The sequence below is a fragment of the Streptomyces altiplanensis genome, assembly GCF_053591575.1.
Map to the genome: position 1 here is coordinate 1 of NZ_JBSFUB010000169.1, position 8,208 is coordinate 8,208.

Consider the following 8,208-nt stretch of genomic DNA (forward strand, 5'->3'; position numbering starts at 1 on the left):
TCCAGTACCGGCCCCACACACTCGACGGCTTCATAGCCGGAACCGGCCTGACCCTCGACACACCACCCTCACCCTGACAAGCCGAAGTCAGTAACCACTAAGCCGGCTTGGACGTGGGCTCGGCCCAGAACCAGGTGAACAGTCCACCGAGAGGCGAGTAGCAAGCGGCCTGGATCTCACCTCACCCCAGCCGACCAGCCTGTGCGACGTCATCAACGTAGCGGGCGAATTCCCAAGGGTCGTGCGCCGAGAAGACCTCGACCTGATCGCCGTGGTCGCGGATCAGTTCGCGTAGGCGGGCTTGCGTCCCGAGCCGCAGGTCACGAGAGACCTGCGAACTGGTCTGAACGATGTCGAGTAACGGGTGGACCTCCCCCGAATTCTCGATCTCGCGGTGGTAGTAGTACGCATCGCCGCAATGCAGGAGCCATCGGTCACCGTCCTGGACAGCGATGCCGGTGTGGCCTGCGGTGTGGCCCCCCAGGGGAATGAGTTTGATCTCTTGCGGCAGCCCCTTCGGCCGCAGGGCAGAGAAACCGAACCACTGTTCGCCGGAGTCGGGCTCGGAGGCGTAGGTGATCCAGCGGGGCTCGTGTGTCCAGTGGGCCGGCCGGTAGCGGAAGCTGGGAGCCTGAGAGCGGGCCGCATCCAGTTCGGACGCGAGGACGTGGACATCGGCGCCGGGAAAGTCGGGCAGACCACCGCTGTGGTCGACATCCAGGTGGGTAACGATGATGTGCCGCACGTCGGACGGCTTGTGGCCCAGTCGGGCTATCTGCCGGACGGCTGTCTCCTCCTCGTCGAGCGCCGGCTGCGCCATCGCGACCCAGTCTGCGCCGAGGGTGCCGCGCGGATCCCGGACGTCGCCGAGGCCGAGGCCGGTTTCGACCAGCACGAGGCCGGCGGTGTTGGTCTCTATCAGCAGACAGTGGTTCACGGCAGGTGCGGGCCTCGGACCGTCGTAGGTTGCTTCGATTGTCATAACCGATCCGCAGTTCAAGTGGTGAATCCTCATGCTGACTAGACTGCTACTTGAACTGCGCTTCAAGTCAAGGAGGCTGGGTGGATACACCGCTGCTGGACATCGCTGAGGTTGCCAAGGCGTCCGGGTTGGCGCCTTCGGCACTGCGCTTCTACGAGAAGAAGGGCTTGATCGCCGCCGCAGGCCGCAATGGGCTACGCCGTACTTACATGCCGGAGGTACTGGAGCGCCTGGCGCTGATCACGTGCGCGCGGAGCGCAGGATTGTCGATCGCCGAGATCGGCCGGTTCGTGGCGGCGCGACCCTCCGATGCGGACCTGCGCGTACGGATGGCCGCCAGAGCACGTGATCTCGATGAGCAGGTCGGCAGACTCACGCGGCTCCGCGACAGCCTTCGCCACGCGGCCGTCTGCGACTACGAACCGATCGTTGAATGCCCCGACTTCAAACGCGCCGTCGGCGATGTGTCCACACCGGCAACCAACCCGAGCGAGACTGGCCTCCTGACCCTCGAGATGCAGGCTCCACAGGCACGGTGACGATGGAGGGGCGCCTTACGCCCCTCCGCCGCTCACCGATTCGCGAACGGGCCGCCCGGTCCTGCCCGCCTCTTGGTGCCTGGCCTCCTGAAAGGCGCTGCACCGAACGTACCGGGAAGCGGACAACAACCCGAACACCTCGGCGCCTTCGGCCGGTGGCACTGCGTCCAGCAAGGGCAGGAGTCGGGTGGCATCGTGGCGGTTCCCGCCGGTGAGTGTGACGGCGAGCGGGTGCCGTGGCGGTCGACGATCAGATGGTGCTTGGATCCGGGACGGGCGCGGTCGACCGGCGACGGGCCGACATAATACCCCCTTCGAGGGCCCGGACGTACGATCCGTCTACGGCGCAGTCGTCCAGTTCGAGCAGCGCGTCGCGGCGCATCTCGGTCAGCAGTGCGGCGTGAAGACGGGGCCAGACGCCGGCCCCGGTACACTTCCGCGGACGGCGCCAAGTGGTCACCCCGGAGCAGCCCACGGCTGTGCTCGGTACTTCGCGCCAGGCCACGCCCTACGCAGGACGTAAACGATGCCTGCCAACCCGATCCGGTCCGGCACCGGGAGCCGTCCGGGACGGCGGTACCGCCGCGGGGCTCACCGACACCGGCCGAACCGCACTCTCCGCTCGGCTCGTACTCGACCCCGACTTCACCGGCGGGCCGCTCTGAGCTCTCGGATCAGGGCGCGGACGGAGACGCTGGAGGCCAGTTCCGGAGTGGTGACGTAGCCCACGGAACGGGTCGGGCGCTCGGGCCCGAGATCGGTGATCTCGATGCCGTCCGGTGCTTCGTTCAGCGAGAGCGCCGGCATGATCGCCATACCGAGACCTCGGCTCACCATTGACAGCACCGCTCCGTCGTCCTCGGCCAGGACGGTCGCCTTCGGAATCCAGTCCTGTCCGGCCCACCACCGGCGGGTGTAGGAGCCGCAGTTCTCGTGCCAGTCCACCAGCGGCAGGGAGCGCGGGGTGGGGTGGCCGGCCGGGTGCACCAGCGAGTAGGGCTCCTCGAGGAGTACGTCGCCGATGAGCCCAGCGGGCACGGGCGAAGTGGCGCCGATTGTTGCGATGCCCACGTCCGCGCGCCCCTGGGCGACCTCGCCGGCGGTTCCCACACCCAGCTCGCGGACGACATGCACCTCCGGTTCGATGCCGGGGTGACGGGTGGTGAGGCGCTCCAGGACGGGTGGCAGCAGGAAGAGGGCGGCGCTACGGAAGGCGGCAATGCGCAGCGGGCCAATGACCGTGCCCCGCTCGGCGCCGCGGGCCTCTGCGGCCAGGGTGTCCAGGAGCCGCAGGACCCGGCGGGCGTGGGCGGCAGCGACGGCACCGGCCGCGGTCGGCGTCGCACCCTTGCGGCCCCGCTCGAAGAGGACTGCTCCAACCTTGCGTTCCATGCCGCGTATGGAGTGCGAGACTGCGGACTGGGTCAGTCCGAGGACTTTGGCAGCCGCCGAGAATCCACGCTCGCCGTCGACAGTCACAAGGATGCGGAGCTCGTGCGGGGCGAGGTCCGTGGCGGCAGTCGTAGTGAGGGCGGGGGCTACAGGGGCTGCGGCTGTCATAGGGGGTCCCATCTGCTTCTATGAGGGCCCTTCATGGATCGGACCGTTCCATGAGCGCAACCCCCTCCCCGGCCTCCGCATTCCTCCGTACGGTCCCTGTCATGACCGAGACCGCGCTCACCGTGCACCAGACCGCCCGCCCCCATGGCTTCCCCACCTCCGGTCACTTCGCCTTCGTCGAGTCCCCGATGCCGGAACCCGGCCCGGGAGCGGCGCTGGTGGAGAACCTGTTCTGGTCGGTGGACCCCTACCACCGCGAAATGATGGACGCAGACTTCGCGTTGCACGCTCCCCTGGAAGGCCGCACCATCGGCCGGGTCGTGGACTCCCGCCATCCGGTGCTCCGCGAGGGCGAGATCGTCTTCCACCGGCAAGGCTGGCGCACCCACACTGTCGTCACCCCCGAACAGGCACGTGCGGTACCCCGCTTCGACGGCGTACCGCTCTCCGCGCACCTGAGCATTCTCGGCGGCACCGGCCTGACCGCCTACGTCGGTCTCACCCGCATCGCCGAGTTCCGTGAGGGGCAGGACGTGTTCGTCTCGGCGGCGGCCGGCGGTGTGGGCACGGCCACCGGGCGACTCTCCAGGCTGATGGGCGCGGGACGGCTGGTCGGAAGCACGGGCAGGCCGGCGAAAGCCGCCTACCTGACCGAACACGTCGGCTACGACGAGGTCTTCGACTACCACTCGGGCCCGGCGGCCGAGATGCTCGCCAAGGCGGCGCCCGACGGGATCGACCTCTACATGGACAATGTCGGCGGCGAGCACCTCGAAGCGGCGATCTCCTCGCTGCGTGAGTACGGGCGGATCGTGCGCATCGGCACGATCGCCCAGTACAACAGCACCGGCACGCCCTACGCCCTGCGCAACCTTCCCGACATTGTCGAGAAGAGCCTGCGCATGGAGGGCTTCCTGGTCAGCAACTACCGTAACGTGCAAGAGGAGTTGTACGAGTTCGTCGTACCGCACCTGCAGAGTGGACGCATCACGCTCGACGAGACCGTGGTCGACGGCTTCGGCGGCATCGTGGACGGGTTCCTGGGAATGCTGCGGGGCGAGAACCGGGGCAAGATCATCGTCCGGGCGGCCGGGGCGGACGTCTGACGGACCGGGGATGCCCGGCACATGACCTGAACTGCTGAGGGCAACAGCGTTCGGCTGCCCACCATCCTGATGCAGCCCATCGCTGTCGCCGAAGGCCCCAGGGCAGGTTCGCTGTCACCATCGCTCTCGCCCGGCAGGACCTTGCCTGCTGTCACCGCTCACGGCGAGGGACGATGCACCCCGACACCCTGCTGCCCCGTACCCGGTGCACCCCGCGCGGGGCCCACACGCTCGAGCTTGGTCCAGCCGGTCCAGCCGCGCTTCGTCAGCAGCTCCGTCAGTTGCCGGGCCGGCGGCACGGTGCCGGACGCCGGAGTGTCCCTCACCTCGGCGAGGGCTGGCTCGATGTTGGTGTCGTCGGCGTAGTCATCGCCCTGCTCGTTGGCCATCCTCGTCAGATGGGCGGCCAGTTCGTCGGCCAGTTCGACCAGCAACAGGTCATCGTGAGTGTGATCGAGAGCCTGACTACCTACAACGCCGAGGACCGTGAGCATGCGCTCAAGGCCATCGCGGCGTTCGAGAAGACCTACGGGGCGAAGTCCCCCAGGGCCGTCAAGAAGACCACCGACGACGCCGACGAGCCGCCGGCGTTCTACGACTTCCCCGCCGAGCACTGGATCCACCTCGGACGACCAATCCGACCGAGTCCACCTTCGCCACCGTCCGCCTGCGGACCGAGGTCACCCTCGGCGCCGGCAGCGCGGCCGCCGCCCTCGCCATGGCCTTCCAGCTCGTCGAGTCCGCCCAGGCCCGCTGGCGAGCCGTGAACGCACCCCACTTCGTCGCCCTCGTGCGCGCCGGAACCTGCTTCGAACGCGGTCAGCTCATTGAACGCCCCCGGGCATCGACGGCCTGATCGATCTCGAAGGTCGAACCCGGTGCTGCGTACTCGACGGGGCCGCCGAAGCGGGTTGAGGCGCGGGCCACCGCTTCCTCCGGCGTGAGGAACCGGCCGACATGGGTGACGATCAGCCGGCTCGCCCGGGCCGCGCTGGCAGTGTCACCCGCGTCCTCAGGGGTGTGGTGCACCTGGTCGCCCTCGACAGGCACCTGCGCGCTCTCGGCCTCACACAGCAGTACGTCGCATCCGCCGGCCAGACTCGTCAGGCCGGTGCAGGGGGCCGTGTCCCCGGAGTAGACCAGTGTCCGGCCAGCGGCCTCAACGCGCAGGGCGAAGGCCGGGATGCCATGTGCCACGGCCCGGCTGGTCAGCTTGAGCGGGCCGACGGCCGCCTCGTGTCCGTCGTACAGCTCGATGACCGCGAACGCGGATTCGATCGGGCTGCGGACCGGAGTGTTGGTGAGGAAGGCCGCGATGTCGCCGCGCACCAGCAGGCGGCGATGCCTTAGCTTCTGCTTGCGCACCGGGACGCCGACGTCGAGCACGACGTCCAGGAGCCGGAGGCCGGGCCGTGGTCAGGGGTCGACCTGGCGGCACTGCGGGCCTTGAGGGAACCGCGTACGGGCGTGGAAGTCCTGGACTTCACCGCCGAGCAGCCGCGCCGCGTGACGGACGCTTCCACTGCGGCCGCGGTCTTCCGCGGCGGAGCGCATACGTTCGTCGGGGTGGCAGTAGCTGTGGGTGGTGCCGAATAGTCTGCGGGGCATGGCTACCCTCAAGGAACCAACACCTCCCAGACGCATCGTCCCGGGAGATGTCGTCGCAGCGTTCTCCGAGTATCTCGGCGAGTGGACAGCGGCGCAGATCACCAATCTGGACCCGGACCACCAGCTCGCGGGAGTCCTGCACCTCGACTGGTCCGGCCCAGAGCCGATGTCGGTCGCGGAGCTCGGCGAAGTCGTGCCGATTTCGCGCACGCGGGGTTCTTTCGCGGGGCAGCTGGCGCATTGCCACTACGAGTGGGTGCTCCCTCGGAGCTACAAGGTCATCGGGACACTGCCGCTGCTGCACGAGCGGCCGTCGAACAGTTACGCCTTCGGGTGGGGCATGGGGCTCGATCTAGCCCTGGAGCGGCGCCGACAGCAGGGCGACGAGTCGAAGTGGTCTGACCCGTGGGCGAAGAACGTCACCGGCACCGAATTGAACGACCCTCTCGCCGGGCCCGCAGATCCTGATGAGGAGACGCGTCGGCTGACGGTTCGGACTGTGGAATCGCTGGACTGTGCGCGGCTCGTCGAGCGGTATCCGACGCTGACCGGCCTTACGCTCATCGGGCCGGTGACCTTGTCGTCGGCATCGAGCCTCAATGAGTTGACTTCGCTGAAGCACCTCATGCTCTCCGACGTCTTCGGGATGGTCGAGGCGGACTGCCTCCTGCCGCGGCGTGTTCCGGCGCTGGAGTCGTTGGAACTGGTCAGTGTTCCCGCGGAGTATGCGACGGCGATGAGGAGGCTCTGGCGGCCCGAGGAGCCCCAGGGGGTCTACCTCAGGGTCGCCAAGCCTCGGAAGCCCGAGTGGCTCGCCGAGAACCTGAACAATCCGCTCCGGGACTGGGACGGCCGCGAGCAGATCAGTGCCGCGATCTACAAGAAGGCGTTGGCGCAGTACAAAGCGACGCGGCGCGCGGTGCTGGCTGTGCTGGCGTCGGGGCATTCGGCGGACGTCCTGACACCGAGGCTTGTCGAGCTCGGGGAACAGTTCGGCGAAGCCTTCAACGAGCTCGACGAGCGCGCCGGATTCATCGAGACCGTTGAGCGCGAAGAGCTCTACGACGCGCTCGACGCCATCATCACCGAGGCTGAAGCCGAGTCGGGAGCCGACCTGGCCTGGGCCGGCAAGGGCTTGACCGAGGGCTGCGAATCCGTCCGCGACTGGTAGGGCGTTGCACGACCACTCCGGGCCCGAGTCGGATCCCGAGTTTGGAGCGCTGCGACTCAGGTCGAAGCGATGTGCTGCACCGGTAGACCGCGTACCCCGGTCCGGCCGAGGCCAGGGGCGCTGGAGGGCTGGGTGCGGCGCCGTTCCACCCCGCAGGCATGGGCTCTGCGATGCCGGATCATCCTGGCCTGTGCGAGCGGGGCGTCGAACAAGGACGTGGCCGCTCAGCTCGGCTCGACGCCGCATGCGGTGGGCCGGTGGAGGGCGCGGTTCGTCGGGCACCGGATCGCCGGCCTGGGTGACATGCCGCGCTCCGGTGGGCCCAGGACGGTCACCGACGAGCAAGTCGCAGCCGTGGTGAAGCGGACGCTGGAGAGCACACCGAAGAACGCCACACACTGGTCGACACGCGCGATGGCCGAGGAGCTGGGCCTGTCACAGTCGACCGTGTCGCGGATCTGGCGGGCGTTCGGCCTGCAGCCGCACCGCACCGAGACGTTCAAGCTGTCGACGGACCCGTACTTCATCGACAAGGTCCACGATGTCGTCGGCCTCCATCTGGACCCGCCCGAGCGCGCTTTGGTGTTCTGCGTGGACGAGAAGTCGCAGATCCAGGCGCTGGACCGCTCGCAGCCGGTGCTGCCGATGATGCCTGGAGTCCCACAGCGGGTCACCCACGACTACGTGCGCGCCGGCACCACCACGCTGTTCGCCGCACTCGAGGTCGCCACCGGCAAAGTGATCGGCTCCCCGCACCGTCGGCACCGCGCCGAGGAGTTCAAGAAATTCCTGATCAAGCTCGACCGGGAGATCCCGACGGGCCTGGACGTGCACCTGGTGCTGGACAGCTACGCCACCCACAAGACACCCGCCATCAAGACCTGGCTGCTGGCCCGTCCCCGCTTCCACCTGCACTTCACACCGACCGGCTCCTCCTGGCTGAACCTGGTGGAACGCTGGTTTGCCGGGCTGACCAACAAGCAGATACGGCGAGGCGCCCACAAGAGCGTCCAGGCGCTGGAGAAGGACATCCGCAACTGGATCGCCCCATGAAACACCGACCCGAAGCCCTACGTGTGGACGAAGACCGCAGACGAGATCCTCGAACGCCTCGCCAGCCATCTGAACAGAATTCCTGACTCAGAAGACTAGGTGATGTTTCTCGGATCTCCTGACGTGAGTGGGGTGTTGAGGTCAGGCTGGCTGCATGGGCCGTGGGGATCTGACGAACGCGGAGTGGGA

Annotated in this window: 8 protein-coding genes and 4 pseudogenes; 6 read left to right on the forward strand and 6 right to left on the reverse strand. The window is 68.0% G+C overall.

Annotation, left to right across the window (positions count from 1 at the left end; translation table 11 throughout):
* Positions 1 to 77: pseudogene (locus ACWD0Y_RS35255) on the forward strand (transposase); the annotation flags it as partial.
* 104 nt (positions 78 to 181) lie between these two features.
* Here the strand turns inward: ACWD0Y_RS35255 and ACWD0Y_RS35260 are convergent.
* Entirely contained in the window at positions 182 to 982 is an 801-nt protein-coding gene (locus ACWD0Y_RS35260) for an MBL fold metallo-hydrolase (protein WP_450264345.1), read from the reverse strand.
* A gap of 80 nt (positions 983 to 1,062) precedes the next feature.
* On the opposite strand from ACWD0Y_RS35260, the gene ACWD0Y_RS35265 reads away from it, so the two are divergent.
* The gene (locus ACWD0Y_RS35265; RefSeq protein ID WP_450264346.1) at positions 1,063 to 1,521 is read left to right on the forward strand and encodes a MerR family transcriptional regulator; all 459 of its coding nucleotides are present in this window, start codon (positions 1,063 to 1,065) and stop codon (positions 1,519 to 1,521) included.
* Between the two features lie 144 nt (positions 1,522 to 1,665).
* On the opposite strand, the pseudogene ACWD0Y_RS35270 reads toward ACWD0Y_RS35265, so the two are convergent.
* Positions 1,666 to 2,109, reverse strand: a pseudogene (locus ACWD0Y_RS35270) (transposase); the annotation flags it as partial.
* A 57-nt stretch (positions 2,110 to 2,166) separates the two neighbouring features.
* On the reverse strand, positions 2,167 to 3,081 hold the full coding sequence (locus tag ACWD0Y_RS35275; protein WP_450264347.1) for a LysR family transcriptional regulator: 915 nt from the start codon (positions 3,079 to 3,081) through the stop codon (positions 2,167 to 2,169).
* Between the two features lie 101 nt (positions 3,082 to 3,182).
* On the opposite strand from ACWD0Y_RS35275, the gene ACWD0Y_RS35280 reads away from it, so the two are divergent.
* Positions 3,183 to 4,187 (forward strand): NADP-dependent oxidoreductase, encoded by a 1,005-nt coding sequence (locus ACWD0Y_RS35280; RefSeq protein ID WP_450264348.1) that lies wholly within the window; start codon positions 3,183 to 3,185, stop codon positions 4,185 to 4,187.
* A gap of 158 nt (positions 4,188 to 4,345) precedes the next feature.
* Here ACWD0Y_RS35280 and ACWD0Y_RS35285 read toward each other — a convergent pair whose 3' ends face one another.
* Positions 4,346 to 4,621, reverse strand: coding sequence for a hypothetical protein (locus ACWD0Y_RS35285; protein ID WP_450264349.1), 276 nt, complete (start codon positions 4,619 to 4,621; stop codon positions 4,346 to 4,348).
* A 36-nt stretch (positions 4,622 to 4,657) separates the two neighbouring features.
* On the opposite strand from ACWD0Y_RS35285, the pseudogene ACWD0Y_RS35290 reads away from it, so the two are divergent.
* A pseudogene (locus ACWD0Y_RS35290) lies at positions 4,658 to 5,043 on the forward strand (transposase); the annotation flags it as partial.
* Here the strand turns inward: ACWD0Y_RS35290 and ACWD0Y_RS35295 are convergent.
* Both ACWD0Y_RS35295 and ACWD0Y_RS35300 read right to left on the reverse strand, forming a co-directional pair.
* Positions 5,007 to 5,552, reverse strand: coding sequence for an MBL fold metallo-hydrolase (locus ACWD0Y_RS35295; RefSeq protein ID WP_450264352.1), 546 nt, complete (start codon positions 5,550 to 5,552; stop codon positions 5,007 to 5,009). The pseudogene ACWD0Y_RS35290 and the gene ACWD0Y_RS35295 sit on opposite strands and share 37 nt — an antisense overlap.
* A gap of 51 nt (positions 5,553 to 5,603) precedes the next feature.
* Entirely contained in the window at positions 5,604 to 5,795 is a 192-nt protein-coding gene (locus ACWD0Y_RS35300) for a hypothetical protein (protein ID WP_450264350.1), read from the reverse strand.
* Between ACWD0Y_RS35300 and ACWD0Y_RS35305 the strand changes: the two genes are divergently transcribed.
* Both ACWD0Y_RS35305 and ACWD0Y_RS35310 read left to right on the forward strand, forming a co-directional pair.
* Entirely contained in the window at positions 5,794 to 6,966 is a 1,173-nt protein-coding gene (locus ACWD0Y_RS35305; protein ID WP_450264351.1) for a hypothetical protein, read from the forward strand. The genes ACWD0Y_RS35300 and ACWD0Y_RS35305 overlap by 2 nt on opposite strands.
* A 69-nt stretch (positions 6,967 to 7,035) precedes the next feature.
* Positions 7,036 to 8,118, forward strand: a pseudogene (locus ACWD0Y_RS35310) (IS630 family transposase).
* Positions 8,119 to 8,208 lie beyond the last annotated feature (90 nt).

What these genes read in the sequence shown, in the direction of transcription:
- ACWD0Y_RS35300 (WP_450264350.1), bottom strand. Translation starts at nt 5,795, where the DNA reads ATGCCCCGCAGACTATTCGGCACCACCCACAGCTACTGCCACCCCGAC.
- ACWD0Y_RS35305 (WP_450264351.1), top strand. Translation starts at nt 5,794, where the DNA reads ATGGCTACCCTCAAGGAACCAACACCTCCCAGACGCATCGTCCCGGGA.
- ACWD0Y_RS35275 (WP_450264347.1), bottom strand. Translation starts at nt 3,081, where the DNA reads ATGACAGCCGCAGCCCCTGTAGCCCCCGCCCTCACTACGACTGCCGCC.
- ACWD0Y_RS35280 (WP_450264348.1), top strand. Translation starts at nt 3,183, where the DNA reads ATGACCGAGACCGCGCTCACCGTGCACCAGACCGCCCGCCCCCATGGC.
- ACWD0Y_RS35260 (WP_450264345.1), bottom strand. Translation starts at nt 982, where the DNA reads ATGACAATCGAAGCAACCTACGACGGTCCGAGGCCCGCACCTGCCGTG.